The organism is Patulibacter sp. NPDC049589, from assembly GCF_040675535.1.
GTDB lineage: Bacteria > Actinomycetota > Thermoleophilia > Solirubrobacterales > Solirubrobacteraceae > Patulibacter.
This window is the reverse complement of the sequence record NZ_JBFAPC010000012.1, coordinates 1-25,484: the sequence shown is the minus strand read 5'-3', so window position 1 is coordinate 25,484 and position 25,484 is coordinate 1. Positions and strand designations below refer to the sequence as shown.

At 74.4% G+C, this 25,484-nt stretch carries 23 protein-coding genes and 1 tRNA gene; 10 read left to right on the top strand and 14 right to left on the bottom strand.

Translation table 11 applies throughout. The features are described 5' to 3' along the window. Positions 1–184 precede the first annotated feature (184 nt). From aroH to AB0L40_RS03800, 3 genes are read right to left on the bottom strand one after another with little or no spacing between them, the layout of a single operon-like run. A complete protein-coding gene (gene aroH / locus AB0L40_RS03810; protein ID WP_364349408.1) occupies positions 185–553 on the bottom strand; it encodes a chorismate mutase in 369 nt (122 codons plus the stop codon). Positions 554–612: 59 nt separating this feature from the next. Next, a complete protein-coding gene (locus tag AB0L40_RS03805) occupies positions 613–1,329 on the bottom strand; it encodes a pseudouridine synthase (protein ID WP_364349405.1) in 717 nt (238 codons plus the stop codon). A 1-nt stretch (position 1,330) separates the two neighbouring features. After that, positions 1,331–2,122 carry a class I SAM-dependent methyltransferase gene (locus tag AB0L40_RS03800; RefSeq protein WP_364349402.1) on the bottom strand — a complete coding sequence of 264 codons (792 nt, stop codon included), beginning with the start codon at positions 2,120–2,122 and terminating at the stop codon, positions 1,331–1,333. A 269-nt stretch (positions 2,123–2,391) separates the two neighbouring features. Here AB0L40_RS03800 and AB0L40_RS03795 point away from each other — a divergent pair, with 269 nt between their 5' ends. The 3 genes from AB0L40_RS03795 to AB0L40_RS03785 all read left to right on the top strand — a co-directional run bounded on the left by AB0L40_RS03795 (position 2,392) and on the right by AB0L40_RS03785 (position 5,312). Further along, positions 2,392–3,222, top strand: coding sequence for an aminoglycoside 6-adenylyltransferase (locus AB0L40_RS03795; RefSeq protein WP_364349399.1), 831 nt, complete (start codon positions 2,392–2,394; stop codon positions 3,220–3,222). 139 nt (positions 3,223–3,361) lie between these two features. After that, positions 3,362–4,348 carry a 23S rRNA (adenine(2503)-C(2))-methyltransferase RlmN gene (rlmN, locus tag AB0L40_RS03790; RefSeq protein WP_364349396.1) on the top strand — a complete coding sequence of 329 codons (987 nt, stop codon included), beginning with the start codon at positions 3,362–3,364 and terminating at the stop codon, positions 4,346–4,348. A 199-nt stretch (positions 4,349–4,547) separates the two neighbouring features. Continuing rightward, on the top strand, positions 4,548–5,312 hold the full coding sequence (locus tag AB0L40_RS03785) for an SDR family NAD(P)-dependent oxidoreductase (protein WP_364349393.1): 765 nt from the start codon (positions 4,548–4,550) through the stop codon (positions 5,310–5,312). Between the two features lie 83 nt (positions 5,313–5,395). Here the strand turns inward: AB0L40_RS03785 and AB0L40_RS03780 are convergent, their stop codons facing one another. The 3 genes from AB0L40_RS03780 to AB0L40_RS03770 are packed head-to-tail and all read right to left on the bottom strand — an operon-like array spanning position 5,396 to position 9,373. Continuing rightward, complete coding sequence (locus AB0L40_RS03780; RefSeq protein ID WP_364349390.1) at positions 5,396–6,055, bottom strand: response regulator transcription factor; 660 nt, start codon at positions 6,053–6,055, stop codon at positions 5,396–5,398. Then, positions 6,043–7,083: an ATP-binding protein gene (locus AB0L40_RS03775; protein ID WP_364349387.1), complete on the bottom strand. Its 1,041-nt coding sequence runs from the start codon at positions 7,081–7,083 to the stop codon at positions 6,043–6,045. Before AB0L40_RS03775 ends, AB0L40_RS03780 begins: the two co-directional genes overlap by 13 nt. After that, positions 7,073–9,373, bottom strand: a complete 2,301-nt coding sequence (locus AB0L40_RS03770; RefSeq protein ID WP_364349384.1) for an MMPL family transporter — start codon at positions 9,371–9,373, stop codon at positions 7,073–7,075. Before AB0L40_RS03770 ends, AB0L40_RS03775 begins: the two co-directional genes overlap by 11 nt. Positions 9,374–9,619: 246 nt before the next feature. On the opposite strand from AB0L40_RS03770, the gene AB0L40_RS03765 reads away from it, so the two are divergent. The 4 genes from AB0L40_RS03765 (at position 9,620) to AB0L40_RS03750 (ending at position 13,218) form a co-directional block, all read left to right on the top strand. Further along, positions 9,620–10,561, top strand: a complete 942-nt coding sequence (locus tag AB0L40_RS03765; RefSeq protein ID WP_364349381.1) for an ABC transporter ATP-binding protein — start codon at positions 9,620–9,622, stop codon at positions 10,559–10,561. Next, positions 10,558–11,652, top strand: a complete 1,095-nt coding sequence (locus AB0L40_RS03760; protein ID WP_364349378.1) for an ABC transporter permease — start codon at positions 10,558–10,560, stop codon at positions 11,650–11,652. The genes AB0L40_RS03765 and AB0L40_RS03760 overlap by 4 nt, the downstream gene beginning before the upstream one ends. Before the next feature lie 282 nt (positions 11,653–11,934). Then, complete coding sequence (locus tag AB0L40_RS03755; RefSeq protein WP_364349375.1) at positions 11,935–12,747, top strand: methyltransferase domain-containing protein; 813 nt, start codon at positions 11,935–11,937, stop codon at positions 12,745–12,747. Positions 12,748–12,843: 96 nt separating this feature from the next. Next, on the top strand, positions 12,844–13,218 hold the full coding sequence (locus AB0L40_RS03750) for a hypothetical protein (RefSeq protein WP_364349372.1): 375 nt from the start codon (positions 12,844–12,846) through the stop codon (positions 13,216–13,218). A gap of 89 nt (positions 13,219–13,307) precedes the next feature. Here AB0L40_RS03750 and AB0L40_RS03745 read toward each other — a convergent pair whose 3' ends face one another. The 4 genes from AB0L40_RS03745 to AB0L40_RS03730 form a co-directional block, all read right to left on the bottom strand. Further along, the gene (locus AB0L40_RS03745) at positions 13,308–14,276 is read right to left on the bottom strand and encodes a glutathione S-transferase family protein (protein ID WP_364349369.1); all 969 of its coding nucleotides are present in this window, start codon (positions 14,274–14,276) and stop codon (positions 13,308–13,310) included. A 195-nt stretch (positions 14,277–14,471) separates the two neighbouring features. Next, complete coding sequence (locus AB0L40_RS03740) at positions 14,472–16,145, bottom strand: MFS transporter (protein WP_364349366.1); 1,674 nt, start codon at positions 16,143–16,145, stop codon at positions 14,472–14,474. Beyond that, positions 16,142–16,378, bottom strand: coding sequence for a hypothetical protein (locus AB0L40_RS03735; RefSeq protein ID WP_364349363.1), 237 nt, complete (start codon positions 16,376–16,378; stop codon positions 16,142–16,144). The genes AB0L40_RS03740 and AB0L40_RS03735 overlap by 4 nt, the downstream gene beginning before the upstream one ends. A gap of 34 nt (positions 16,379–16,412) precedes the next feature. Further along, positions 16,413–17,300, bottom strand: coding sequence for a hypothetical protein (locus tag AB0L40_RS03730; protein WP_364349360.1), 888 nt, complete (start codon positions 17,298–17,300; stop codon positions 16,413–16,415). A 168-nt stretch (positions 17,301–17,468) separates the two neighbouring features. Here AB0L40_RS03730 and AB0L40_RS03725 point away from each other — a divergent pair, with 168 nt between their 5' ends. The 3 genes from AB0L40_RS03725 to AB0L40_RS03715 all read left to right on the top strand — a co-directional run bounded on the left by AB0L40_RS03725 (position 17,469) and on the right by AB0L40_RS03715 (position 22,415). Next, complete coding sequence (locus tag AB0L40_RS03725; protein WP_364349357.1) at positions 17,469–19,286, top strand: ABC transporter ATP-binding protein; 1,818 nt, start codon at positions 17,469–17,471, stop codon at positions 19,284–19,286. Further along, positions 19,283–21,280 carry an ABC transporter ATP-binding protein gene (locus tag AB0L40_RS03720; protein ID WP_364349354.1) on the top strand — a complete coding sequence of 666 codons (1,998 nt, stop codon included), beginning with the start codon at positions 19,283–19,285 and terminating at the stop codon, positions 21,278–21,280. The genes AB0L40_RS03725 and AB0L40_RS03720 overlap by 4 nt, the downstream gene beginning before the upstream one ends. An 88-nt stretch (positions 21,281–21,368) precedes the next feature. Beyond that, complete coding sequence (locus AB0L40_RS03715; RefSeq protein ID WP_364349351.1) at positions 21,369–22,415, top strand: glucosaminidase domain-containing protein; 1,047 nt, start codon at positions 21,369–21,371, stop codon at positions 22,413–22,415. Positions 22,416–22,441: 26 nt separating this feature from the next. On the opposite strand, the gene AB0L40_RS03710 is transcribed toward AB0L40_RS03715, so the two are convergent. From AB0L40_RS03710 to AB0L40_RS03695, 4 genes are all read right to left on the bottom strand, one after another. After that, the gene (locus AB0L40_RS03710) at positions 22,442–23,770 is read right to left on the bottom strand and encodes an NAD(P)/FAD-dependent oxidoreductase (protein WP_364349348.1); all 1,329 of its coding nucleotides are present in this window, start codon (positions 23,768–23,770) and stop codon (positions 22,442–22,444) included. Positions 23,771–23,996: 226 nt separating this feature from the next. Continuing rightward, positions 23,997–24,068: transfer RNA gene (locus AB0L40_RS03705), tRNA-Gln, on the bottom strand. 75 nt (positions 24,069–24,143) lie between these two features. Continuing rightward, the gene (locus AB0L40_RS03700) at positions 24,144–24,806 is read right to left on the bottom strand and encodes an NAD-binding protein (RefSeq protein ID WP_364349345.1); all 663 of its coding nucleotides are present in this window, start codon (positions 24,804–24,806) and stop codon (positions 24,144–24,146) included. Beyond that, the gene (locus AB0L40_RS03695) at positions 24,806–25,231 is read right to left on the bottom strand and encodes a TrkA family potassium uptake protein (RefSeq protein WP_364349342.1); all 426 of its coding nucleotides are present in this window, start codon (positions 25,229–25,231) and stop codon (positions 24,806–24,808) included. The genes AB0L40_RS03700 and AB0L40_RS03695 overlap by 1 nt, the downstream gene beginning before the upstream one ends. Between the last annotated feature and the right edge of the window lie 253 nt (positions 25,232–25,484).

Sequence of the window (25,484 nt, the reverse complement as noted above, 5' to 3'; positions counted from 1 at the left end):
GGCGTTCGGCCGTCCCCGCAGGTTCAAGCCCGTTCCGGGTGCCCTGGGCCGCGCCGCAGTCCGACGCGCCCCGACCCCGAGACGCTCAGGGCGGGGCCCGGCCCCCTCTTCCGGATGCCCTGGGCCGCGCCGCAGTCCGACGCGCCCCGACCCCGAGACGCTCAGGGCGGGGCCCGGCCCCCTCCTATTGCGCGGAGTCGAGGTCCCGGCGCAGCGCCTTCGCGCGGCCGAGGTAGACGTGCGAGGCGCGGTGGTCCTCGTCGGCGGAGTGGTAGTGGGCCATCACCCGGATGATCTTCGGCAGCGCGCCGGGGACGTCGATCTCGACCGCGCACATCAGGGGCACCTGGTCGAAGCCCATCTGGCGTGCGGCGGCGGCGGGGAACGCCGCCTTGAGGTCCGGTGTCGCCGTGAAGATGCACGAGACCACGTCGTCGGGCCGCAGGGCGTTGCGGTCGAGGAGCTCGTGCATCAGCTCGGTGGTCCGGGCGAGGATCTCGTCCGCGTCGTCGTGCTCGACGGAGATGGCCCCGCGGAGGGCGTGCAGCCGCATCCGGCGGATGATCGCACCGCGCGCCGCGGGTCGCCCCACGGCCCCCTCCGGTGCCGGCCTCAGCGGGCGTGCGGCCCGCGGGGCGCGGCGCGCAGCGCGGCGACCTCGGAGGCCTCCAGCACCCGCCACTCCCCCGGCTTCAGGCGGCCGACGTCGAGCGGGCCGAGCTTGACGCGGCGGAGCGAGATCACGGGGTGGTCGACGGCCTCGCACATCCGGCGGACCTGGCGCTTGCGGCCCTCGCGGAGCGTGATCCGCAGCAGCTGCGGGTTGAGCAGCTCGACGCCGGCGGGCAGCGTCGGGCCGTCGTCGAGCTGGACGCCGGAGCGGAGCGCCTCCACGGTCTCGGGGCCGACCGGTCCGCCGATGACCTCGGCGATGTAGACCTTCTCGACCTCGTAGCGCGGGTGCGTCAGCAGGTCGGCGAGGTCGCCGTCGTCGGTCAGGAGGATCAGGCCGGTGGTCTCGGCGTCGAGCCGGCCGACGGGGTACAGCCGCCGGCCGCCGGCGGGCACGAGGTCGACGACGGTCTCCCGCCGGTGCGTGTCCTTCGCGGTCGAGACGACGCCGGCGGGCTTGTTCAGCGCGTAGACGACCGTGTCGGCCGCGGGTGCGACGCTGCGACCGTCGACGCGGACGTCGTCCTCGACCGTGACGTCGCGCGCGGGGTCGGCGACGATCCGGCCGTCGACCGTGACGCGGCCCGCGTAGATGATCTCCTCCGACGCGCGCCGCGAGGCGACGCCGGCGTGGGCCAGGAACTTCTGCAGGCGCATTTCAGGCGGCCTTCGGTCGGTCGGCGGCCCAGACGAGGGCGGCGGGCATGCCTTCGAGCATCGGGTCCTCCCCGTCGTGCGCGGGCTCGTGGAGCGCGCTCGGGACGAGGCCCGCGGCGACGAAGCGCGTGACGTACGCGCCCAGGCCGTGGGCCCACTCGGGCACCTGGACGCGGATGCCGTCCTCCGTCGTCGTCCAGGCGCGGGCGTGGAGGACCTCGGTCGCGAGCGGGTGCGGGTTGGAGATCACGAGCCGGCCGCCCGGGCGCAGCAGCCGCGCGAGCTCGGAGATCCCGTCGAGCTTCGGCAGGTGCGACAGCGTCAGGCCGCAGACGACGATGTCCGCGCAGGCGTCGTCGAGCGGCAGGTCGCGGAGGTCGGCCTCGATCCACTCGAGGTCCGGGGCGCGCATGCGGGCGACGTCGAGCATCGCGCGGGAGGTGTCGACGCCGATCACCTCGTGGCCCTGCTCCGCCAGCCAGGTGGCGTGGCGGCCGGTGCCGGTGCCGACGTCGACCGCGACGCCGGCGGGACGGTCGACCAGGAGCTCGCGGACGACGGGTTCCTCGGCGCGGATCGTCGGGTTGCGGCGCTCGTCGTAGGACGTCGCCCAGGCGGCGTAGCCCTCGTGGACGCTGACCTCGGGCAGGCGCCGCGACGCGGCCTCCTGGGGATCGCCGAGCAGCTCGGCGATCGCGGAGCGGTGTCGGTGGACCCCCATGGCGTCGCCCTTGACCCCGGACCGCAGCAGGGCGAGCCCGTGCAGTCCGATCTGGTGGTCCCGCTCGTCCATGGACCGGAGAGGATGGCACGTGCGTCAATGGGGCTCCGAGCTACGGCGCGGGCCGCACCGTCCTGCGACGCGGCGCCGATCACCCCGCGGTAGCGCGCGGGAGGTGATCAGCACGACGCGGTCGGCGCCCTGCAGGGCGGGGTCCTCCCGGGAGACTGGTCTCCGAGGACGAGGGCGGTGCGGGTCCCGCGGGAGCACCAACCCGCTGGGCGCCTTGCCGGCCGGCGGACCGCGCGGGACCCGACCACGACGCCTGCGACGATCCGCGGATGGACGCGCCGGACCATCCGCTGCTCGGGTCGATCGTCGCGTGGGCCGGCCGGCGCGACGACGTGCTCGCCGTCGTCCTGCGCGGGTCCCGCGAGGCCGCGGAGGGCACGGGCGACTCCCTGGCGGACTTCGACGTCGATCTCCACGTCGACGACCTCGCGGCGTTCACCGGCGAGGCGTGGATCGAGGAGATCGCCCCCGTGATCGTCGCCGCGGACGAGGACGAGGAGGACGGCGTCCCCGTCCGGCTCGTGTTCTTCACCGGCCAGCAGCGGGTCGACTTCCGGCTCCGGACGGGCGACGTCCCGGAGGACGAGGGCCGGCGCGTCCTGGTCCGTCGCGCGGGCGCCGCAGGACCGGGCCGCGGGGCGACCGCCGACGGTCCCGGCCCGGCGGCCGCGGTGGGTGCCGGCGGTCCGGGGGGCCCCGCGTTCACGGTGGAGGCCGGCCCGGCGGCGGCCCTCGTGGCGCTCCCGGCCGGCACCGGCGCGGTGCTCCGCGCCCTCGTCCCGGTCTTTGCCGCCCCCGACGTGCCGGCCTGGCTGGCCCACTACCGCGCCCTGGGCTTCGAGGTCCACGAGGACCCGGACGGCGGCGGCGTCGCGACCCGGGACGGCTTGGAGCTGCGCGTCGTCGCGGACGAGCCGGGCGTCCCGGGCGCGCGGGGCCTCGCGCGCGCCGCGGTCGACGATCCTGACGCGCTGCACCGCGAGTGGGCCTCCGTCCCCGGCGGCCGGACGACGGCGCCGTCGGACCGCCCGGACGGGTCCCGCGAGGGCACGCACGCCGACCCGGCGGGCAACGTCGTGCGGTTCGGCCGACCCGGCTGACGGCGCCGCCCGGCCTCCGCGGCGGCGGCCGCCGGATCGCCTCCGCAGGGGTCCCGCGGGGTCCGCCGGCGGCGCGGCCTCGGGACGCGCCGTGACCCCGCTCCGGACCCGGCTTGGCGCGCCTGCCATCATCGGGTGCGTGGATCTGAACCTCCTCCGCAGCACCCTCGAGGAGCTCGGCCAACCCAAGTTCCGCTTCGAGCAGATCTGGAAGTGGACCGCCGGCGGTGCCCGCGGCTACCACGAGATGTCGAACCTGCCCGTGAAGCTCCGCGACGAGCTGACCGAGAAGGTCCCGTTCTCGACCCTCTCCGAGGTCACGCGCGCGACCGCGTCGGACGGCACGGTGAAGCTGCTCCTGAACACCAAGGACGGCCGACCGATCGAGACGGTCCTCATGCGCTACAAGGACGGCCGCCGGTCGATCTGCGTGTCCTCGCAGTCCGGCTGCCCGCTCACGTGCACGTTCTGCGCGACCGGCGCGATGAAGTTCGGCCGCAACCTGACGGCCTGGGAGATCCTCGACCAGGCGCTGCACCTGCGCCGCATCGACGAGCTCAACCACTGCGTCTTCATGGGTATGGGCGAGCCGATGATGAACCTCGACGCCGTGCTCGAGGTCTGCCGGCGCCTGCCGGACCTCGGGATCACCAACCGCCGCACCGGCATCTCCACCGTCGGCTGGGTCCCGGGCATCGACAAGCTGACCGAGAGCGACGTCCCCGTCCGCCTCGCGTGGTCGCTGCACTCCGCCGACAGCCGGCTGCGCAGCGACATCATGCCCGTCAACGACCGCTACTCCCTGGCGGACGTGAAGGCCGCGTGCGACCGCTTCTACGAGCAGCGCCGCAAGATGGTCTTCGTCGAATACATCATGCTCGGCGGGGTCAACGACTCCGTGGAGCAGGCGCAGCTCCTGGCCGACCTGCTCGAGCCGTGGAAGTACAAGATCAACCTGATCCCGTACAACCCGACCGACTCGATCTACGACGGGTCCGAGCGCGACCAGATGGAGCGCTTCCGGCAGACGCTGGAGGACAACGGCTTCAACGCCACCATCCGTCTGATCCGTGGCCGCGACATCGACGCCGCCTGCGGCCAGCTGGCCGCGAAGGCCGCGGCGTAGGGGCACCTCCCGGCCGAGCCGCTAGATGGTTGATTCCACGGAGATCGTGGATGTGGGGTGCGTTCCGGGCGGTGTCCTGGCGTCGCACGGTGCCGAGAGCCAGACTGGAAGTCTGACGGAGGTGCCGGGTGGCGTCAGGTGCCGTCCGGGACGTGCACCACGCCGCGAGATCGTGGAATCAATCATCTAGGCTCGGCGCATGGCTTCGCGCTTGACCGGAACGGCCGCCCTCGTCACGGGGGCGAGCTCGGGGATCGGGGAGGCGACGGCGCTCTCCCTCGCCGTGGAGGGGGCCGCCGTCGCCCTCGTCGCCCGCCGCGGCGACCGGCTGGAGGCGCTGGCGGAGCGGATCCGCGGCGCCGGCGCCCGGGCCCACGTGATCGTCGCCGACGTGACGGACCGCGAGGCCGCCCAGGGCGCCGTGGCGGAGGCCGTCGAGCAGTTCGGCCGGCTCGACACGGTGATCAACAACGCCGGCGTGATGCTGCTCGGCCCGATCGAGGGCGCCCCGCTGGAGGAGTGGGAGCGGATGCTCGCGCTCAACGTGCAGGGCCTCATGTACGTCGCCCACGCCGCCCTCCCCCACCTGCTGAGCGCCGCCTCCAGCGACCCGCGCGGCGTCGCTGACCTCGTCAACGTCTCGTCCGTCGCCGGCCGTGTCGCCCGCAGCGGCTCGGCGGTCTACAACGCCACCAAGCACGCGGTCGGAGCGTTCTCCGAGGGCCTGCGGCAGGAGGTCACCGAGCGCCACGTCCGCGTCTCGCTCGTCGAGCCCGGCGCCGTGGCGACCGAGCTCACCGACCACCTGAGCGACGCGGCGAAGGAGGGCTTCAGGACGCGGTTCGACGGCGTCGAGACGCTGCGCTCCGAGGACATCTCCGACGCGATCTCCTACCTCGTCACCCGCCCCCGGCACGTGGCGATCAACGAGCTGCTGATCCGGCCGACGGAGCAGGTCGGGTAGGGAGCGGACGCGGGCGCCGCCCCGTGCGTCTCGGGTGCGGACCGCGCCGGACGGCGACGAGGCCGGGGCACCCGAAAGGGGCGTCAGCCGGTCGCCCGCAGGTAGGCCAGCACCGCCAGCACGCGGCGGTGGTCGCCCTCCGCGACGGGCAGGCCGAGCTTCTGGAAGATGCTCGTGACGTGCTTCTCCACCGCCCCGCCGGTGACGACGAGCACCTTGGCGATCGCGGCGTTCGTGCGGCCCTCGGCCATCAGCGTCAGGACCTCCCGCTCGCGCGGGGTCAGGCGCTCCAGGGCGGCGTCCTCCGCCGCGTCGCGGTCGCGGACGAGCTCGGCGACGACCTCGCGGTCCAGCGCCGTCCCGCCGCCGGCGACGCGGTGCACGGCGTCCATGAACGCGCGGACGTCGCCGACGCGCTCCTTGAGCATGTAGCCGATCCCGCCGGTGCCGGCCGACGACAGGAGCTCGGCGGTGTAGACCGGCTCGACGTACTGCGACAACACCAGCACCGCGAGCGGCGGGTGGATCATCCGCGCCTGGATCGCGGCGCGCAGGCCCTCGTCGGTGAACGTCGGCGGCAGGCGGACGTCGACGATCGCGAGGTCGGGCCGGTGGCCGCGGACGACGCGCAGCAGGCCCTCCGGGTCCTCCGCCTGCGCGACGACGTCGACGTCGTGCTCGCGCAGCAACGCGACGATGCCCTCCCGCAGGAGCGCGTGGTCCTCGACGATCACGACCCGCATGGCAGCTCCGCTCGGACGGTGGTCCCCAGGCCGGGACCGCTGTGGACGGTCAGGCGCCCGTCGAGCGCCTCGACGCGGTGGCGCAGCCCGGTCAGCCCGGACCCGCCGGGATCGGCGCCGCCGGGGCCGTCGTCGGCGACCAGGACGACGAGCATCCCGTCCTCGTCGCGCAGCGTCACGCGGACCTGGGCGCCGGGGACGTGCTTGCTGGCGTTCGTCAGCGACTCGGCGATCACGAAGTACGCGGCGGACTCGACCACCGGAGCGGGCCGGCCGGCGAGCACCACGTCGACCTCCACCGGCGACGCGGAGCGACGGCCGAGCGCCTCGGCCGCGGCCTCGAGCCCGCGGTCCGCGAGCACCGGCGGCGCGATCCCGCGGGCCAGGTCGCGCAGCTCCCCGATCGCGGCGGACGCCTCGTCCCGCGCGCCGCGCACGAGCGCCAGGGTCAGCTCGTCCCCGGCGTCCTCGAGCCGCGCCTCGGCCCGCCCGAGCTGCATCGTCAGGGCGACGAGCCGGACCTGGGCGCCGTCGTGGAGGTCCCGCTCGATCCGCCGCAGCTGGCGGGCCTGGACGTCGAGCGCGCCGGTGCGGGTCCGCGTCAGCTCGTCCACCCGCTCGACGAGCTCCCGCGCGCCGGATCCCGGCAGCCGGTGGCGGTACACGACCGCCGACAGCGTGGCGGCCAGCACGCCGTAGCCGATCATCGGCCACAGGGGCCAGAACGCCCCCGCCCCGGACAGCAGCCAGATCGCGGCGTCGACGACGCTCATCGCGGCGAGGACCGTCAGTGCCGTCCGGTACGCCTTGCCGGGCCGCGGCGGGGTCAGGACGACGCGCCGCACCAGGGCGTGGACGGCGAGCAGGACCGCCAGGCCGAACCACACCCAGCGGGCCCAGAAGTCCCCGGCGCCCGCCGCCGCCCAGACCACGGTGACGGCGGCGCCGACGACGGCGGACAGGGCGACGTGGAGCCCGAACGCCGCGTCGGGCTCGTGGGTCGGGAGGGCGGCGGGCTCAGCGGACATCGGCGTCGAGGGTCGCGGGGGCCGCGCTCCGCCGCCCATGCTCCCACGTCGCCGGTGCACGACGGGAGCCCACCCGCTCCGGGCGGTCCGGGCCGCCCCGGCGCCCGAACCCGCGCTCGCCGAGCAGCGTCACGGCGGCGGGCAGGGCGATGGCGCGCACGATCGTCGCGTCGATCAGCACGGCGGCCGACAGCCCGACGCCCATCTGCTTCATCTCCAGGAGCCGCAGCGCCGCGAAGATCGCGAACACGGCGACCATCACGACGGCCGCGCTGGTGATGCTGCCGCCCGTCGCGGCGACGCCCTCGGCGACCGCGTCCCGCGGGGAGCGGCCGGCCTCGCGCGCCTCGCGGATCCGCTCGAGCACGAGCACGCTGTAGTCCATCGAGAGCCCGAAGAGGATCACGAACGAGAGCAGCGGGAAGAACGGCACGACGGTCCCGGAGGACGTGAACCCGAGGAGGTCCTCCGCCCAGGTGTTCTGGAAGACCGCGGTCACCACGCCGTAGGCCGCGCCGATCGACAGGAGGTTCAGGCCGACCACCGTCGCCGCCAGCCGCGCCGACCGGAAGGCCGCCAGGAGCAGCAGGAACGCGAGCCCGAGGACGAAGCCGATGACGAGCGGCAGCTTCGCCGCGATGACGTCGTCGGAGTCCATCGAGGACGCCGCGTCGCCGGCCACCAGGGCCGAGGCGCCGGCTGCGACCCGCTCGGCCGTCGGGGCGACCTCCGAGCGCAGCTCGCGGACCGTCCGCTCGCCCGCCTCGATGCCGCGGTCGGGCATCGGGACCGCCACCAGCGCCGTCCGGCCGTCCGCCGCGACCCGCACGGTCACGGGGCCCCGGCCCTCCGTCACCCGCGCACCGCGAGCGCCGAGGGCGGCGAGCTCGCGGCGCGCCGTGGGCCGGTCCAGTGCCGTGCCCCGGACGACGAGCTGCGCGTCGTCCGGCGCTCCCGGGAAGGCCCGCTCGATCGTGCGCTGCGCGGCGGCGACCTGCGAGTCCTTCGGCAGCGAGCCGAGGCCCGCGTCGCCGGTCTTCATCCCGAGGGCGGGGGCCGCCAGCGCCAGCAGGATCGCGCCCGCCGTCACCAGCGAGACGCCCGGACGGCGCGTCACGACGCCCGCGATGCGCTCCCACGCCGTCGGGCGGACCCGATGGCCGGCGGCGATGCGGGCGTCGCGCCGGGCGCGGCGGCGGCCGGCGAACGGCAGGCGCCCGCGGTCGACCCGGTCGCCGAGCAGCGCCAGTACGGCCGGCAGCACGGTCAGCGAGCCGATCAGCGCGATGAGGACGACCAGCATCGTGCCGAGCGCCATCGACGTGAACGCCCCGATCCCGGTCAGGAGCAGGCCGGCCATCGCGACCATGACGGTGATGCCGGAGACGAGGATCGCGCGGCCGACCGACGCGGACGCCGCCCGCAGCGCGGCGTCGGGCCCGTGGCCCCGCCGCCGTTCCTCGCGCTCGCGACGGACGTAGAACAGCGAGTAGTCGACGCCGACGGCCAGCCCGATCAGGACGATCATCGTCCCGGTCGTGTCGCCGTTGGGCGCGATCTGCGACACGACGCCGAGCGCTCCCATCGCCCCGGCGACGGCGGTCACGCCGAGCAGCAGCGGGATGGACGCGGCGACGAGCGCCCCGAACGCGATGATCAGGACCGCCAGCGTGATCGGGATCGAGAACAGCTCGGCCCGCTGCATGTCGGTGGCGACGACGTCGTCGAACTCGTGCTGGAGCGTGCCGGCGCCAACCTGGCTCAAGCGGGCCCCTGGGTGTGCGGCGGCGACGTCGCGGACCGCGGACGTGAGCGGCGCGACGTGGTCGGCGGCGTCGTCGGGATCGCCGCGCAGGGTCGCGCGGACGAGGACCGCCCGGCCGCCGTCGGTGCGCTGGGCGGCCACGGACGGGCCCGCGACGGACGCGACGCTCGGCAACCGGCGGGCGCGGGACTCGAGGTCCCGGGCGACCCGCGCCGTCGTGGCGGCGTCGCCGGTGCGGACCAGGACCGTCTCGGTGGCCGGGGCCCGCAGGCCCGCGTCGTCGAGCTGGACGGCGGCGCGGCCGGATGCTCCGACGCCGTTCTCGGCGTCGGTCAGCGTGCGGGTGCCGGTGAGGACGCCGGCGGCGGTGCAGGCGACGATCAGGACGATCCAGAGGGCGATCGTGACCTTCGGCCGGCGGGTGGACAGCCGCGAGACCGCGACGACGGCGCGGGCCAGCGGCGACGGCCGGGACGGGCCTCCTGGGGCCCGGTCGGGGGTGGACGGGGGACGGTTCTGCGACATGTCCCCAGCCTGCTTCCGGGGCGGCCGCGCGACCATGGGGCCCGGCCCCGAGGGTTCCGGCGGAGGCCCCCGTCCGCGGCCGGGGGGAGCCCCGGGGCCCGGTGTGGGGACAACCCCCGGTGCGAACGCGCCCGTTGCCCCGGATTCGTGGCGCGCAAACGCTCGTGGACGGAGGTCCCGCCGCCCGTCCCCTCGTCACGCCCGGATGCCCCGAGGGCCTCCGGAGCACTGGTAGCGTCGGCCCGCATGACGGTCCCGCGTCCCGCCGAGCCGGCGTCCTCACCCCCGCCGGGCACCGGCGCCGGCGTGGTGGTCTCCGACCTGGCCAAGCACTACGGCGACGTCCGTGCCGTCGACGGGATCAGCTTCGAGGCGCACCCCGGCGAGGTCTTCGGCCTGCTCGGCCACAACGGCGCCGGCAAGACCACGACGATCCGGATGCTCACGGGCCGCACGCCGCCGTCCTCCGGCAGCGCGACCGTCGGCGGCCACGACATCGTGCGCGAACGGGAGGCCGCCCGCGGGCTCCTGAACCTCGTCTTCGAGGACCAGAACCTCTACGAGCGGCTGACCGGCCGCGACAACCTCAAGCTCTTCGCGGACCTCTACGGCGCACCGGCGGAGCGCACCGACGAGCTGCTCGAGCGCGTCGGGATCGCGAGCGCCGCCGGGCGCAAGGTCAAGACCTACTCGACGGGCATGAAGCAGCGGCTCGTCCTCGCCCGCGGCCTCGTCAACGACCCCCAGGTCCTCTTCCTCGACGAGCCGACCCGCGGGCTGGACCCGATGTCCGCCCGCAACCTGCGGACCATCGTCCGCGAGCTCAGCGCCTCGGGGACGACGATCGTGCTGACGACCCACGACATGGTCGAGGCCGACGAGCTCTGCCATCGCGTCGCGTTCCTCTCCGAGGGCCGGATCGTCGCGCTGGACACGCCGCGGGAGCTGAAGCTCCACGTCGGCGGCGGCGGGGCGTCCCGGCGGGCGACGGTCCTCCTGGACGACCGCACCGAGCACACGGTCGTGCTCGACGACCCGGAGCAGGACGAGCGCCTCTCCGCCTGGCTGCGGGCCGGCCGCGTCCTGACCGTCCACAGCGACGAGCCGTCGCTGGCCGACGTCTTCGTGGCGCTCGCGGGCCGGAGCCTCGACGAGGACGACGCCGCCACGAAGGAGGCCGCGGCATGAGCCTCTCGCGCGTCTGGACGATCCTCCGCAAGGACCTGCTCGACGCGATCCGCGACGGCCGGATCCTCGCGATCATCATCGTCCCGCTGGCGCTGGGGATCCTCTACTCGGTGATCTACCCCGACGAGGAGCCGCGCCCGAAGGCGGACGTCGTCGTGGTCGGCGGCCCGACCAACACGGACGCCAAGCGGCTCTCCGTCGCCCTGCCGCGCGACGTCGGCCGGGCGCTGAACCTCACCGTGACCACCGAGCCCGACGAGGCGAAGGCCCGCGACACGGTCGCCGACGACGACGCCGACGTCGCGGTCGTCGTCCCCGAGGGCCTCGTCGCGCGGGCCCGCGCCGGCCGCGCGCCGCCGCTGCGGGTCCTCGTCGGTCCCGACGCCTCGCCGAGCGCCCGCGCCGTCGTCGACCTGCTGCCGGCGACCGTCGGGAAGCTCGCCGACCGGGCGCCCGCGGTCCAGGTCGCGGTGCGGGACGTCCAGCCGAAGTCCCCGTCCGTCGTCGACGAGCTCGGGCTGCGCGACTACTTCGTGCTCGCCGCCGTCGTGATGACCGTCGGCTTCATCGGGCTGCTCGCCACGCCGATCGTGCTGGCCGAGGAGATCGAGAAGCGCACGATCGAGGCGCTGCTGCTCGCCGCGCGGGGCCCGGAGGTCCTCGCCGCCAAGGCGCTGGTGGGGATCGTCTACTCGGCGGCGGCCACCGCGATCCTGCTCGCGCTCACGGGGGTGCCCATAGAACGACCGGGGCTGTTCGTGCTCGGGGCGCTCGGCATGGTCGTCTCGATCGTCGGCTTCGGGCTCTGCCTCGCGTACGTCTTCCGCAGCGCCGACAAGCTGAACACGTGGGGCTGGGTGATCGTGATGCCCGCGATCGTCCCCGGGTTCGCCGTCGGCGTCGACCCGCCCGGGTGGGCCTCCGCGATCTTCCAGGCGACGCCCACCGGGCAGGGGATGCGGCTGATGGTCGACGGCGCGCTGCCGACGGACGTCTTCGGCGGGGTCGGCCTCGCGATCGTCGTCTTCGCGGTCTGGGGCGCCGGCGGGCTCGTCCTGTTGTCGCGGCTGCTGCAGCGGCGCGGGAGCTGACCGGGGGCCGGCCCGTGCCCGGGCTCGGACGTGCCCGTCGCGGATCGCCGACCGGTGCAGGCGCGGGTGACCAGAACGGCAACGAGGGGTCTGCGCTCGTGATCATTCTGTTGCTGGAATCGCAACGCGGTTGTCGAATCGGCCCACGGTCCGATAGCCTCCCCTCGGACGCCTCGTCCCGCCGCTTGCGGAGGGACGGCCGGCCGGGCCCCCTCGCGCGGCCCCCGGAGCGCGTCCGCCCGGCTCCCGCCGGGCCGTTCGGATCCCTTCCCCAGGAGCCCCATGAGCACACCGACGTCCGACCTCCACGCCGACGATCTCGTGGTGCGCATGCCCCAGGCCGAGGCGCGCGCCGACGACCTGGACCAGGACCAGGAGTGGTGCGAGGTGGAGCTGCCGGACGGCACGGAGCGCGTGCGCTTCCACGACTACGACCGCCTCTTCAGCATCCCCGGCCTGTACGAGCGGCTCTTCTACACCGAGCTGCAGTGCGACTCCCCCACCGTCGTCCGCACGCTGCTGGAGACGAGCCTGCGCGAGGCCGGCCTGCGTCCGTCGACGCTCCGCGTGCTCGACCTCGGCGCCGGCAACGGCATGGTCGGCGAGGAGCTGCAGGCGATGGGCGCCTCGGCGCTGATCGGCGTCGACATCCTCCCGGAGGCCGAGATGGCCGCGGAGCGCGACCGTCCCGGCGTCTACGACGACTACGTCGTCTGCGACCTCACGGCCCCGGGCGCCGACGAGATCCCGGCGCTCCGGGACTTCCGCGCGAACCTCCTGACGACCGTCGCCGCGCTCGGCTTCGGCGACATCCCGCCGCGCGCGTTCGCCACCGCGTTCGGCTACGTCGCGGAGGACGGCTGGGTCGCGATGACGATCAAGGACGACTTCCTCACCAGCGACGACGACTCCGGCTTCAGCCGCCTGATCAAGCGGATGCACGCCGAGGGCGCGCTCGAGCTCGAGGTCGACCACCGCTACCAGCACCGCCTGGCCGTCTCCGGCGAGCCCCTGCACTACCACGCCTACATCGCCCGCAAGCGCGGGGAGATCCAGGCGGAGTGGCTCGACGAGGCGGAGCTCGTCAGCGCCTGAGCGCCCGGCGCGCCGCCCCACCGCGGTCGTCCCCGCCACCCGGGGCGAGCCCGGAGGACGGCGTGCGCCGCCTGCCCCGGGGGTACCCTGCGAGACGTGCCGGACTTCCTCTACCTGCCGTCGTTCCGCTGGTCGGAGACGACGACGGAGCCGTCCCCCGGCGGCGGGATCGACCTGCGGGTGCCGCTCGATCCGGGCGACCTGACGGACGTCCAGGTGGAGATCCTCCGCTCGCGCATCGGCCGCGAGTTCCCCGTCGCCGAGGTCCTCGTCGAGCACGGGCCCCTCGGCGCGCGCTTCCTGCTGCTCGGGCTCGCACTGCAGCCCGACGACGCGGCCGAGCTGCGGACCTTCCAGCGCGCCGCGACCGCCGTCCTGGACGGGGTCCAGCAGGACGCGCTGGTCGGCTGGTCCGCCGGCGACGAGATCGTCGAGGCGTTCATGCGCTCCCCGGAGGGCGGCGGGCTGTAGCGACCGCCGCCGCGCCCCGGCGACCGCGAGCCGACCTCCCCAGGACCCCGGGCCCCGCGCACCCCCGGGGCGCGCGGCCTCAGCCCGGCTCAGCCGCGCCCGTGCGGCGCATCCCAGTCGACGACCGGCCCCGCCGGCACGACGCCGGTCGGGTTGATCGACGGGTGCGTCGTGTAGTAATGGGTCTTGATGTGGTCGATGTTCACCGTCTCGGCCACACCGGGCTGCTGGTACAGGTCGCGGGTGTAGGCCCAGAGGTTCGGCAGGTCGACGATCCGCTTGAGGTTGCACTTGAAGTGCCCGACGTAGACCGGGTCGAAGCGGACGAGCGTCATGAACAGGCGCCAGTCGGCCTCGGTGATCCGGTCGCCGGTGAGGTAGCGGCGCTCGGCGAGCAGCTCCTCGAGCCACTCCAGGGACTGGAACAGGGTGCCGACGGCGTCCTCGTAGGCCTCCTGGCTCGTCGCGAAGCCCGCGCGGTAGACGCCGTTGTTGACCGTGTCGTAGACGCGCTCGTTCAGCGCGTCGATCTCGTCGCGCAGGTCCTCGGGGTAGAGGTCGAGGTCCGGGTTCGTCGCGAACGCGTCGAACTCCGCGTTCAACATCCGGATGACCTCGGAGGACTCGTTGTTGACGATCCGGCCCGTCTCGGTGTCCCAGAGCACGGGCACCGTCACGCGGCCGTCGAAGCCGGGGTCCGACGCCTCGTAGGCCTCCGACAGGAACGACCAGCCGTGGAGCGGGTCGGCCTCACCGGGCGGCGCCACGTCGCCGGCCCGGAACGCCCAGCCGCGGTCGTCGCGGTAGGGGTCGACGATCGTCAGGCCGATCGCGTCCTCGAGGCCCTTCAGCTTCCGCACGAGCAGCGCCCGCGAGGCCCACGGGCAGGCGAGCGACACGTACAGGTGGTACCGCCCGGCGGCCGCCGGGTACCCCGACGAGCCGTCGGCGGTCACGCGGTCGCGGAAGGCGCTGTTCTGCCGCTGGAACTCCCCGGAGGTGCCGATCTCCTTCGTCCAGCCGCCGACGTCCCGCGTCTGATCCGTGCTCTCGCTCATCGTGCCCGTCCCTGTCGTTGCATGCGCAACTATGAGTATGCCGGATGCCGCGGCGCCCGTCCATCCCGCCGTTCGGCGGGGCGATCGCGGCCCGTGCGCCCGGCATCGGATCGCGCGTGGCGGACCCGGAGGCCGCCGCCCGGCGGGGACCGGTCGTCCGGGTCGGACCGCGCCGCGGGCGCGCGGTCGTCCGGATCAGAGGCGCGCCGCGGGCGCGGGCTCCGGCCCGATCACCGGCGCCGCGGTCGCCTCGGCGTTCGCCGCGTCGCACGGCTGACCGACCCACTGGCCGCCCCCGCAGTCGGCGGCCGGGACGACGCGGCGGGGGTTGCGGATCCCGGCCGCACCGATGACGCCGCCGACGATCATCAGGCCTCCGGAGACCCCCATGCCCAGCCGGAACGCGGACACCCCGGCGTCGCGGGCGGTGGCCTGCAGGACGCGCGCCTCGGACGGCGCGAGCCCGCGGACGTCGGGGCGCGAGAACGGGCTGTCGCGCAGCCGGGCGCCCTCCCGCATCGCCGCCGCGCGCAGGTTCGAGCCGTCGAGACGCTCGTCGACCCTGCCGCCGAAGCTCGCCGCGACGGCGACGCCGACCCCGCCGATCGCCACCAGCCCCGCGACGCGGGCGATCGCGTTGTTCACCCCCGACGCAGCGCCGGCGTTGCGCGCCTCGGCGTCGGCCAGGACGGTGGCCGTCAGCGGGGCGACGGTCATCGCCAGCCCGAGCGCGAAGAGCGTGACGGCCGGCAGCAGGTCGGCGAGGTACGAGACGTCGGCGTCCAGGCGCAGCAGGAGCAGCAGCCCGGCGCCGGCGACCAACGGCCCGACGCCCATGAACAGCCGCGGACCGTAGCGGTCCGCCAGCGCGCCGAAGCGGCCGGCGAAGAGCAGCATCATCGCGGTCACCGGCAGCAGCGCCGCACCGGCCTTCAGGGCGTCCCAGCCGGCGACCTGCTGGAGGAAGATCACGAGGTAGAAGGTCAGGAGCGCGAGCCCCGCGTACATGACGAACGTCTCGACGTTGCCGACCACGAAGTTGCGGCGCCGGAACAGGCCGAGCGGCAGCATCGGGTCGGGCGAGCGATCCTCGTGGGCGACGAAGAGGACGAGCAGCACGACGCCGCCGACCAACGGCCCGACGACGTCCGGCGCGCCCCAGCCCCCGAGCGGCTGCTGGATCAGCCCGAAGGTGATGCCGCCGAGCCCCAGCGCGCAGAGGACCGCGCCGGGGACGTCGACGTGGCGGGTCCGGTCGCGCGGTCCGGACGCCGGGATGACGCGGGCGATCAGGACGAGCGTGCCGATCACGAGCGGCACGTTGATGAGGAAGACCCAGTGCCACGACGCGGCGTCGACGAGCCAGCCGCCGAGGACGGGGCCGATCGCGGCGCCGATGCCGCTCCACGCCGTCCAGGTGCCGATCGCCCGGTTGCGCTCGTCCGCCTCGAAGACGGACACGATCACCGCCAGCGCCGCCGGGGTCAGGGCCGCCCCCGACGCCCCCTGCAGCGCGCGGCCGACGACCAGCACCTCGATCGACGGAGCGAGGGCGCAGACGACGGACGTGATCCCGAAGCCGGCGACGCCGAAGAGGAAGACCCGGCGCTCGCCGAGGACGTCACCGACCGAGCCCGCGACCAGCAGCAGCGAGCCGAGCGTCAGCAGGTAGCCGTTGGTGACCCACTGCTGCCCGGCGAGCCCGCCGCCGAGGTCGTCGCGGATCTGCGGCAGCGCGACGCCGACGACGCTGCCGTCGATCATCACGATCGTCGACCCGAGCACGCAGGCCAGCAGCGTCAGCCGCTTGGTGCGCGCGTCGGCGCGCACCGCCGTGCCGCCCGCGCCGTCCCCCGCCGGGCGGCTCATGCGGACTCCGGGCGGTCGGCGAGCGGGCGGCGGTCCGCGTGGGCGGTCGGCGCGCCGGCGTCGTCGTGGTCGCGACGCTGGAAGCCGGTGCAGCGCAGGACCGGCATCCGCGGGTACTTCGGGAAGCGGTCGTCGGAGCGGGCGAGGCCGCAGAGCGAGAACGTCGACCCGCGGGTGTTGCCGACGATCCGCTGGTGGCCGCAGGCGTCGCAGAGCCCGAACGCGGTGCTCACCGGCCCGACCGATCCGGCGTGTGCGACGCAGGCATCAGCTGCGGAGCTTCGCGCAGCCCGGGCGCGTCTGCCGCACGGTCCGGCCCGCCGCCCGCGCGGTGGCCCGGGTGTAGACGCGCCGGCCGCCGGAGCAGGACCTGCGGCCGGAGAGCGTGATCGTGCCGGTGCGGGTGACCGTGCCCCTCCCGCCGCCCCGCGGGACGCGGACCTTGCCGGCCGCGACGGTCGTGGCCCGGCCCCAGCTCGCCCAGGTCAGGGCGGTGCCGCGGACGGAGCGCGGGAGCGCGAGGGCCTCCGGGACGACGCGGCGGATCCCGCGGCGGTCGATGACGTAGGTCGTGGCCGCGGCGCCGGCCGGCAGACCCGAGGAGCCGGAGCCCGAACCGCCGGCGTCGCCGGAGCCCGAACCGGACCCGCCCGTGCCGCCGCCGATCGTCACGCAGGCGGTCGGGTCCGCGGGCCCGGCGCCCTGGTCGGGGTCGCCGCTCTCCTCGTCGCCCCCGCCGACGACCTCGCACGCCGCGTCGACGCGCGCGTACCGCTGCGGGGTCTGGAGGTAGCAGCGACCGCCGTCGGACGTGACGACGCACTCCCAGCCGTCCACGGTCTGCTTCACGCCGGCCGCCGGACCCGTGCCGAGCAGGGACTTCAGGGCGGCGGCGCCCCCGGCGCACTCCGCGGACGTCGCGGCGGTGAACGCGCCCGAGGCGACGTCGAGCCCCTGCCCGACCGTCGCGTACGAGATGTCGGTGGCGACGAACGTGATCCCGCACGACGCGACCACCGGGGCGGTCTGGGCGCCGGCCGGGGCGCTGCCGACGGTGGCCACGACCGCGCAGACGGCCCCCAGGAGCGCCCCGGCGGCGGCCGTGCGACGTCCGGCCGCCGGAGTGGCGGGCGCGAGGGGCGATGGGCGGCGCATGGGGCCGATCGTACGCCCGGGGGTGGCACCGCACCAGCGGCGGGACCCATCCGGCACCACCTTGACCTCGAGCGCCCTTCACCCCCTAGCGTGGTCCGCGTGCCCCGCCGACCCCGCGAGAACCCCGACGGCGTCCGGCCGGGCGTCGCCGTCCGTACCATCGGGTCAGTGGGTACGTTCCGTCGCCTGCTCGGATTCCTGCGGCCGTACCGCAGGCTCTGGGCCTTCACCTTCGTCCTCGCGCTGCTGGCCATGGGGGTCACCGTCATCAGCCCCTGGCTGATCGGCCACGCCATCGACCGCATCCGCGACGGCGACGAGGGCGGGCTCGCCGAGTTCGCGATCGCGCTCGCCCTGCTGGGGATCGGCCGGATGGTGCTGACGATCGGCCGCCGCCTCGTCGCCGGGCGCGTGTCGCTGGGCGTCGAGCAGGACCTCCGCGACCGCCTGTACGGCCACCTCCAGGCGCTCGACCTGGGCTTCTTCGACCGCTGGCAGACCGGCCAGCTGATGTCGCGCGCCACGGTCGACCTGAGCGCCGTCCGCTTCTTCCTCGGCTACGGCCTGGTCTTCATCGTCCAGTCGCTGCTGACCGTCGTGCTCGCCGCGATCGCGATGACGCTGCAGCAGCCGCTCCTCACGCTGGCGTGTCTGCTCCCCGCGCCCCTGATCGTCTTCGTCGGCCACGCCTACGGCACCCGCGGCCGGCCGGCGCAGCAGGACGCCCAGCAGGCGGTGGCCGAGGTCACCGCCGCGGCGGAGGAGTCGATCTCCGGCATCCGCGTCGTCAAGGCCTTCGCGGCGGAGGACCGGCGCGAGGCCGCGTTCGGCGAGGCCGTCGAGCACGCCTTCCAGAAGCAGCTGCGCGCGGTCCGGATCGACGCGTCGTTCCAGCCGGTCGTGCAGTTCCTGCCGCAGATCAGCCTGGCGATCGTGCTGCTCGTCGGCGGCCGGATGGTCGTGTCGGACACGATCAGCGTCGGCCAGTTCACCGCGTTCTTCGTCTACGTGATGATGCTCGTCCAGCCGCTGCGGTCGCTCGGCGTGATGCTCGGCCTCGGCCAGCGCGCGACCGCCTCGGGCGCCCGGCTGTTCCAGGTGCTGGACCGCGCCCCCGAGATCGTGGCGCCGGTCGGCGACGCGCTGCGCACGCTGCCGGTCGCGACCGACGGCCGCGCGATCGGCGCGATCGAGTTCGACGACGTGACGCTCCGCTACCCGGAGCAGGACACGCCGGCGCTGCAGGACGTGTCGGTCTCGATCGTCGCGGGCGAGCGGGTCGCGATCGTCGGCCAGACCGGCTCCGGCAAGACCGCGCTGGTGCAGCTCCTCCCCCGCCTCTACGACCCCGTCGCCGGCCGGGTGCTGATCGACGGCGTCGACGTCCGCGACCTCGACCCCACGGCCCTGCGTCACGAGATCGCGATCATCGACGACGACCCGTTCCTCTTCACCGCGTCGGTGGCCGAGAACATCGCCTACGCCGCGCCCGGCGCGACGCGCGAGGAGATCGAGGCCTCGGCCCGCCGTGCCCAGGCCGACGGCTTCGTGCGCGAGCTGCCCGACGGCTACGACACGGTGGTCGGCGAGCGCGGCCTGACGCTCTCGGGCGGTCAGCGCCAGCGCCTGGCGATCGCCCGCGCGCTGCTGGCCGGGCCGCCACGCGACGACGGGGCCCGCGGCCCCCGCATCCTCGTGCTCGACGACGCGACGTCCAACGTCGACGCCTCGACCGAGCAGGAGATCACCGCCGGGCTGCGCGAGGTCATGCGCGGCCGCACGACCCTGGTGATCGCCCACCGCCTGTCGACCGTCCTGCTGGCCGACCGCGTCGTCGTCCTGCACCAGGGCCGCGTCGCGGACGTCGGCACCCACCAGGACCTCGTAGAGCGCTCCGAGCTCTACCGCGAGATCGTCACCTACGGGATGGCCGACCAGGTCTTCCTCAGCCGCGAGGACCGCCCGACGGAGGTGCAGGAGGCATGAGCGCCCCGACCCCGGAGCGCCCGGACGACCGGCCCGCGACCCCGGTCCCCGGAGCGGTGGGCACCCCGGCCGCCGACGGCGAGGCCCCGGTCCCACGCCGCGAGCGCGGCGCGTTCCTGGCGGACGTCCGCCGCCGCCGCGCGGCCTCCCGCGGCCGCGGCCGGCGGATCCGCAGCCTCTTCGGGATGTTGCGGCCCTACCGGGGCCGGCTCGTCCTGCTCGGCATCGCGATGCTGCTCTCAACCGGCGCGATGCTCGCCCCGGCGCCGCTCGTCCAGCGCGCGGTCGACGACGGCCTGGCCGACGGGGACCTGAACGCCCTGACGACGCTGGTCGTCGCGTTCGTCGTGATATCGCTGATCGGGCTCGTGGCGAGCATGGCGCTCGCCCGACTGGTCGGCTGGCTCGGCGCGCGGCTGCTCTCGGACCTGCGTGAGCGGATCTTCAAGCACCTGCTGACGATGCCGGTGGCGTACCACGAGCGCCAGCGCGCCGGCGTGCTGGTCTCGCGGATGACCAACGACGTCGACGCCCTGCAGCAGATGATCTCGTCGAGCCTCGTGACGCTCGTGCAGTCGCTGCTGCTGCTCGTCGGCTCGGTCGTGATCCTGCTGTCCTTGGACGTGAAGCTCGCGCTGATCACGTTCACGACGATCCCCGTCCTCCTGATCGGCTCCCTGGCCTTCCGCCTGGCCTCCGTCGACGCGTTCGCCCGGACCCGAGAGACGATCGGCGCGATCACCGCGCACCTGCAGGAGACGCTCTCGGGCGTCCGCGTCATCCGCTCCTACGGCCGCGAGCGCGGCCACCTCGAGCGCTTCACGGAGCTCGGCGACGACAACCGCGCCGCGAACATGAAGACGGTCTACCTGAACGCCGCGTACTTCCCGGCGGTCGAGTACCTGTCGACCGCGGCGATCGTGATCGTGCTGCTCGTCGGCGGCCACGAGGCCGTCGCGGGGGCGGTCACCATCGGCGTCCTCGTCGGCTTCGTCACCGCGCTGGACAACTTCTTCGGCCCGATCACGGACCTCTCCAACGTCTACACGACGTTCCAGAGCGGCATGGCGGCGCTCGACAAGATCGGCGACCTGCTCGAGCAGCGGTCGACGCTCAACGACCCCGAGCACCCGGTGCCGGTGCCGAGCCCGCTGCGCGGCGAGCTGCGCTTCGACCACGTGACGTTCTCCTACGGCGCCTCGAGACCAGGACTCACGCCCACCGTGGTCCTCGACGACGTCGACCTCGTCGTCCCCGCGGGCGCCACCGTCGCGCTGGTCGGCGCGACCGGCGCGGGCAAGTCGACGATCGCCAAGCTCGCCACCCGCTTCGCCGACCCGACAGAGGGCCGCGTGCTGCTCGACGGCGTCGACCTGCGCGACCTGCGCCAGAACGACCTGCGCTCGCGCATGGGCATCGTGCCGCAGGAGGGCTACCTGTTCTCGGGCACGATCGCGGACAACATCGCCTTCGGCCGGATCGACGCGACGCGCGAGGAGGTCGACGCCGCCGTCGACCGGATCGGCGCCCGGGAGATCCTCGACGCGCTGCCCCGGGGACTGGACACCGAGGTCGGCGAGCGCGGCACGTCGCTGTCGGCCGGGCAGCGACAGCTCGTCGCGTTCGCCCGCGCCCTGATCGCCGGCACGCCCGCCGACCGCCTCGGCGGCGACGACGAGGCCCAGCGGACGCTGCACCACGGCGTCGGAGGACCGGCGATCCTCGTCCTCGACGAGGCGACCGCGAACGTCGACCTGCGCACCGAGCGGCGGATCGAGGAGGCGCTCCAGACGCTGCTCGAGGGCCGGACCGCGATCGTCATCGCGCACCGCCTGTCGACGATCCGCACCGCCGACCTGATCGCGGTCGTCGACCGCGGCCGCGTCGTGGAGTCGGGCACGCACGAAGAATTGCTGCAACGGGACGGCGCGTACGCGACGCTGCACCGGGACTGGCAGCACGGCACCGAGGACGCCGCGCCCGCGCTCCCGTAGTCCCGGCGACGGCTCCCGTCGCCGTCCCCCGACCCGATCACCGTCCGCGGACCGCAACCCTGCGGCCCCCGGCCGGTTGCTACCACCGATGCCCCCACGTTCCTCCGTCCCCGCTCTCGCGACGGCCGCCCTGCTCGCGGCGGCGCTGACCCCCGGGGCCGCCCAGGCCGCCTCGGGTGGCCTGGGCACCGAGGCGGCGCCGACCCCGGCGAATCCGCCGGCCACGACCACGACGTCGTCGAAGGCGGCGAAGACCCGGACGGCGGCCACCCGCCCGACGGCCCGCGCGACGATCGTGCTGGCCTCCTCGTCGAAGGTCAACGCGCGCAAGGACCCCACGCGGTCGGCCCGTGCCGGGACGATGAAGAACGGCGAGGTCACGCGCGTCCGCTGCCAGATCAACGCGACGGCGGTGACGAGCAGCCGCTACGGCACGTCGAAGGTCTGGAACCGCGTCAAGCTCAAGAACGGCCGGATGGGCTACGTCCCGGACGTCTACATGAACACCGCGAGCAAGAACTCGCTCGTCGCCCCGTACTGCGGCTACCCCGACCCGGCGGCGCCGACCGCGACGAACCCGCAGCAGGGGCGCTGCAGCTCGGTCGCGTCGGTCGACCTGGTGCAGGTGCCGACGAAGCCGGGCGGCGACCCGGACCCCGTCGCGTTCACCCAGCTCGCGGCGCCGTTCGCGAAGGAGTCGAAGGCCGAGACCCGCGTCCCCGCCGCGGTCACGCTCGCCCAGGGCATCCTCGAGTCGGCCTCCGGCACGCTCGCCGCCGGCGCGAACAACTACTTCGGCATCAAGGCGCAGCTCGTCTCGCCGGGCACGTACCGCTGGGGTGCCAACGCCGTCGGCTGCGTCTACAAGCAGACGAACGAGAGCGAGAAGGGCCGCACCGTCCGCCAGATCGCGGCGTTCCGCATGTACACCGACATGCGCGGCTCGTTCGTCGACCACGGGCTGTTCCTCGTCGAGAACGACCGGTACGCGCCGGCGTTCAAGTACGTCGACGACCCCGAGAACTTCGCCAAGGCCATCCACAAGGCCGGCTACGCGACGGACCCGTCCTACAGCAGCAGCCTGATCAAGCTGATGCACCGGCCGGAGCTGAACCTCGAGCAGTACGACCAGTAGCGGGTAGCGGGCCGGCGCGGCGCGGGTCAGTCGCCCGCGCCGATGCTCTCGCGCTCCAGGGCGATCCGGTCGGGCGTGTCGAGGCGACCGGGATGGCCGAGCCGGCCGAGCTCCGAGCCGTCGCGGCCGAAGAACAGCCCGACGGTCCAGTCGGCGACGAGGCGGACCTTCCGCTTCGTCCCCGGCATCGACGCCAGGTGGTAGGTGCGGGCGAGGAACCACGCGGGCACCCCGCGCCAGCGCAGGCCCATCGTCGACGCCACGGCCTTGCCGCGGCCGAGGTCGACGAAGACGCCGAGCGTCTTGTAGGTGAACGTGCCGGGCGCGCGGTCCGACAGCGCGCGGACGACGTTCTCTGCGACCTTGCGTCCCTGGCGGATCGCGTGCTGCGCGGTCGGCGGGGCGGGGCTGTCGAGGTCCAGCGGGTCGGGCACGTGCGCGGCGTCGCCGATCGCCCAGACGCCGTCGACGCCGGTGACGCGCAGCGTGCGGTCGACGACGATGCGCCCGCTGCGCTCGTCCAGCGGCAGGCCGAGCCGCTTGACGACCGGGCTCGGCTTCACGCCCGCGGTCCAGACGACGGTGCGGCACGGGAGGACCTCTCCCCCGGCCAGCGTGGCCGTGGAGGCCGTCATGGCGTCGATCGTGGTGCCGGTGCGGATCTCGATGCCGCGGGCCTTCAGCTCGCGGACGGCGAAGTCGGCGAGCGACTCCGGGATCTCGGGCATCACGCGGTCGCGGGCCTCGACGAGCACGAAGCGCACGCCCTGGTCGCGGCAGCGCGGGTAGCGGTCCAGCAGGTCGACGGCGAAGTCCTGCAGCTCCGCGAGGCCCTCGAGCCCGGCGTAGCCCGCGCCGACGAAGACGAAGGTCAGCCACTCCGCCCGGTCGGTCGGGTCGTCGATGCCCTCCGCGATCTCGAGGCTCTGCAGCAGGCGGTTGCGCAGGGCGATCGCCTCGGGCAGCGTCTTCATCCCGACCGCGTGCTCGGCGAGCCCCGGGATCGGCAGCGTGCGGGAGACCGACCCGACGGACACGATCAGGTGGTCGTAGGGCAGCTCCTGCTCGCGGCCGTCGCCGGTCGTGACGTTCAGGACCTTGCGGGCCGGGTCCGCGCCGGTGACCGAGCCGAGGCGCAGGTGCGTGTGGTGCAGCTGCTCGCGCAGCGGGACGACCGCGTGGCGGGGCTCCAGCGTGCCGGCCGCCGCGCCGGGCAGGAGCGGCGTGTAGAGCATGAAGTTCTGGTCGGAGACGAGCGTGACCTGCGCGCTGTTGTGCGGCAGGCGCCGCTCGAGCCGGCGCGCCGCCTCGAGCCCTCCGAAGCCGCCGCCCGCGATCACGATGTTCCAGGCCATGGATCGACCCTATGCCCAGGACGGCCATGAGGCGAACGGCACGACGGATGCGAGGACGTCCGAGGGTGTCGATCGTCGCGAACGGGCGTGACGGGCCGCGCACACGGCGCCGACGGGCTGCCGTCCGCGTGGAGCGCGGGAGACGCATGGAGCGGCCACGGCAGCCGCCTGGGGCGCACGTCCCCCGAAACGGGAAGAGCGCCCCCGCGGGGGCGCTCTTCGGGTACTGCCGGACAAGGACTCGAACCTTGAATGCTGGTACCAGAAACCAGTGTGTTGCCAATTACACCATCCGGCACCGGCGGCCGCCGAAGCGGAACCGCGGTCGCGGATGATAGCGGGGAAGTCCGCGGCGCGCGGTGCGCTCGACCCGTCAGCTCTCGACGGCGAAGAGCCCCGTGATGCCGTCCTCGAGGCCCGGGTCCAGGACCACGAGGACCTCGTCGCCGGCCTCGATGACCGTGTCGGCCTTCGGGACGAAGCCCGCGCCCTTGCGCAGGACGGAGATGATCAGCGAGCCCTCCGGCATCGAGATGTCCGCGACGCGCCTGCCGGCGGCGGGCGCGGCGGGCGTGACCTCGACCTCGACGATCTCCAGGCGCTCGGCGTGGAGGTCCAGCAGGTGGACGAGGCCGAAGCTCGGGACCTCGTGCTCGATCAGGCGCAGGATGAGGTCGGTGGCCGAGACGACCGGCGCGACGTTCAGGAGGTCGAACAGCTCGCGGTTGCGCGGGTTGTTGACACGGGCGATGGTGCGCGGGATGTCGTACTTCTCGCGCGCCATCTGGCAGATGAGGATGTTGTCCTCGTCGTCGCCGGTGACCGCGACGACGAGCTCGGCGCGCTGGATGCCGGCGCGCTCGAGCACCCACATCTCGGTCGCGTCGCCGTACTGGACGGCGTGCTCGAGCTCCTCCTCGATCGTCAGGTAGCGCCGACGGGTCTGCTCGATGAGCGTGACTTCGTGGCCCTTGTCGATGAGCTCGCGGGCGAGGTTCCAGCCGACCTTGCCGCCGCCGGCGATCACGACGTACATCAGGAGACCTCGACGATCGCCGACTCGAACATGGAGATCGCCTGCAGGGTCGGGCAGATCGTCCGGACCCCCTGCTCGGCGTACCAGGTGGCGCGCGCGGGATCCATCACGCGGGCGATCACCGTCGTGATGTTGAAGCGCTTCTGGGCGACCTGGGCGATCACGAGGTTCGTGTTGTCGCCCGAGGTCGACGCGATGAAGACGTCGGCGTCGTCGATCCCGGCCTCCCGCAGGGCCTCGACCTCGATCCCCTGGCCGACGGTGAAGCGCCCACCGGTCTCCTCCCAGGAGGACGCGAGGCCGGCGTCGAGCCGCTCGTGGCTGAGCGGATCGTGGTCCAGCACCGAGACCTCGTGGCCCTGGGCGAGCATCGACTGCGCGACGGCCGAGCCGACGCGGCCGGCTCCAACGATGAGGACGAACATACGCGCGGGACTGTAGCGCGGCCGATCGGACGCGCACCCGGCCCCGGCGGCGCCGGCGGCGCGTCCGTACGGGCCCGGACGGCCCGGCGTGGGCGTCCGGGGCCGCCACCCCGGCCCTACGCCTCGGGCAGCTGCGCGGTCGCGACGAGCGCGACGCTCGCGGCCCGGAACCCCGCGGCCGCCTCGTTCCCCTCGCCCAGCACGGCGATCAGCGGGTCCCGCAGCGCGGCGAACGCCTCGGCGCCGAGGGCGT

Bases quoted from the DNA above. Each gene is read 5' to 3' on its own strand.
- aroH (WP_364349408.1), bottom strand. From the start codon at position 553: ATGCGGCTGCACGCCCTCCGCGGGGCCATCTCCGTCGAGCACGACGAC.
- AB0L40_RS03805 (WP_364349405.1), bottom strand. From the start codon at position 1,329: ATGCGCCTGCAGAAGTTCCTGGCCCACGCCGGCGTCGCCTCGCGGCGC.
- AB0L40_RS03800 (WP_364349402.1), bottom strand. From the start codon at position 2,122: ATGGACGAGCGGGACCACCAGATCGGACTGCACGGGCTCGCCCTGCTG.
- AB0L40_RS03795 (WP_364349399.1), top strand. From the start codon at position 2,392: ATGGACGCGCCGGACCATCCGCTGCTCGGGTCGATCGTCGCGTGGGCC.
- AB0L40_RS03785 (WP_364349393.1), top strand. From the start codon at position 4,548: ATGGCTTCGCGCTTGACCGGAACGGCCGCCCTCGTCACGGGGGCGAGC.
- AB0L40_RS03780 (WP_364349390.1), bottom strand. From the start codon at position 6,055: ATGCGGGTCGTGATCGTCGAGGACCACGCGCTCCTGCGGGAGGGCATC.
- AB0L40_RS03775 (WP_364349387.1), bottom strand. From the start codon at position 7,083: ATGTCCGCTGAGCCCGCCGCCCTCCCGACCCACGAGCCCGACGCGGCG.
- AB0L40_RS03770 (WP_364349384.1), bottom strand. From the start codon at position 9,373: ATGTCGCAGAACCGTCCCCCGTCCACCCCCGACCGGGCCCCAGGAGGC.
- AB0L40_RS03765 (WP_364349381.1), top strand. From the start codon at position 9,620: ATGACGGTCCCGCGTCCCGCCGAGCCGGCGTCCTCACCCCCGCCGGGC.
- AB0L40_RS03760 (WP_364349378.1), top strand. From the start codon at position 10,558: ATGAGCCTCTCGCGCGTCTGGACGATCCTCCGCAAGGACCTGCTCGAC.
- AB0L40_RS03755 (WP_364349375.1), top strand. From the start codon at position 11,935: ATGAGCACACCGACGTCCGACCTCCACGCCGACGATCTCGTGGTGCGC.
- AB0L40_RS03745 (WP_364349369.1), bottom strand. From the start codon at position 14,276: ATGAGCGAGAGCACGGATCAGACGCGGGACGTCGGCGGCTGGACGAAG.
- AB0L40_RS03740 (WP_364349366.1), bottom strand. From the start codon at position 16,145: ATGAGCCGCCCGGCGGGGGACGGCGCGGGCGGCACGGCGGTGCGCGCC.
- AB0L40_RS03730 (WP_364349360.1), bottom strand. From the start codon at position 17,300: ATGCGCCGCCCATCGCCCCTCGCGCCCGCCACTCCGGCGGCCGGACGT.
- AB0L40_RS03720 (WP_364349354.1), top strand. From the start codon at position 19,283: ATGAGCGCCCCGACCCCGGAGCGCCCGGACGACCGGCCCGCGACCCCG.
- AB0L40_RS03715 (WP_364349351.1), top strand. From the start codon at position 21,369: ATGCCCCCACGTTCCTCCGTCCCCGCTCTCGCGACGGCCGCCCTGCTC.
- AB0L40_RS03710 (WP_364349348.1), bottom strand. From the start codon at position 23,770: ATGGCCTGGAACATCGTGATCGCGGGCGGCGGCTTCGGAGGGCTCGAG.
- AB0L40_RS03700 (WP_364349345.1), bottom strand. From the start codon at position 24,806: ATGTACGTCGTGATCGCCGGCGGCGGCAAGGTCGGCTGGAACCTCGCC.
- AB0L40_RS03695 (WP_364349342.1), bottom strand. From the start codon at position 25,231: ATGTTCGTCCTCATCGTTGGAGCCGGCCGCGTCGGCTCGGCCGTCGCG.